Consider the following 1,206-nt stretch of genomic DNA (forward strand, 5'->3'; position numbering starts at 1 on the left):
TGTAAGCACACCCGTTTCAGTTCCACACACTTTTTGAGATTTCGTTATTTTCAGCTAATAACCGGTATTCTTCCGGTGTCAGATTATTCAGGGATTCATGTGGACGCTCCCAGTTATATTCCCTCAGCCAGTGTTCCGTGATCTCCCGTACTTCATTCAGTGTCCGGAACAGATAAAAGTCCAGTATTTCGGTCCTGTATGTCCGGTTAAAACGTTCAATAAAGGCATTCTGAGTCGGTTTACCCGGTTTAATAAATTCCAGTATTACCCCATGCTCTTCCGCCCAGTGTGCCAGTGTCAGTGATATAAGCTCCGGACCATTATCCATCCGCATTTTCACCGGGTATCCGCGTGTTGCAACTATTCTGTCCAATACCCGGACAACACGTTGGGCCGGGATATTCAGATCAATTTCTATCGCCAGAGCTTCACGATTAAAATCATCCACGATATTGAACGTCCGGAAACGCCTGCCGCAGATCAACGCATCATGCATAAAATCAACCGACCAGCTCTGATTCAGTGCCTCCGGCGTTGCCAGTGGTGCCGGATTACGCACGGGCAGACGTTGTTTGCCTTTACGGCGAAAGTTCAGCTTCAGCAGACAATAGATCCGGTGAACGCGCTTATGATTCCACCCGTTGCCCTGCCTGCGCAGGATCTGAAACAGTTTTTTAAACCCGTAACGGGGATAACGTTCTGCCGCCTCTGTCAGCGCCTGTATCACCGGTTCATCCCGCCGGGTATCCGGTTTGTAAAAATACACCGTTCTGCTCAGCGATATGGCCCGGCAGGCGTGACGGATGCTCATCGAATACTGTTCGATAAGGTAACTGACAAGCTCCCGCTTTACCGCTGTTTTTAAAGCTTTTTTTCGATAACATCCTTCAGAGCCCGGCACTCAAGACTCAGATCAGCAAACATCTGCTTTAATCGCCGGTTTTCTTCCTCAAGATCTTTTAACTTTTTAATATCAGACGCTTCCATTCCGCCGTATTTGGCTTTCCAGTTATAGTAGCTGGCTTCGGATATACCGGCTTCACGGCAGACATCTTTGACTGTCCGTCCGGCTTCGACGGATTTCAGAACGGCGATAATCTGATGTTCAGTAAATCGGGCTTTGCGCATAGCGATCTCCTCAGAATACATATCAGTATGGATGAAGATCTCTGAAAGTGAATGGGACTTTTTTCCGGGATACTTACA

1 protein-coding gene is annotated in these 1,206 nt (G+C 47.8%); it reads right to left on the reverse strand.

The genetic code is table 11. The features are described 5' to 3' along the window. Positions 1 to 16 precede the first annotated feature (16 nt). Positions 17 to 1,128 (reverse strand): IS3 family transposase gene (locus R5268_RS19340; RefSeq protein WP_317420512.1). Its coding sequence is split into 2 segments (ribosomal slippage): positions 17 to 867 and positions 867 to 1,128, totalling 1,113 coding nucleotides; the frame shifts between segments, so codons are not numbered across the junction. Positions 1,129 to 1,206: the final 78 nt, after the last annotated feature.

This window comes from Morganella sp. BCCO 40_0007 (genome assembly GCF_032989665.1).
GTDB lineage: Bacteria > Pseudomonadota > Gammaproteobacteria > Enterobacterales > Enterobacteriaceae > Morganella > Morganella sibonii.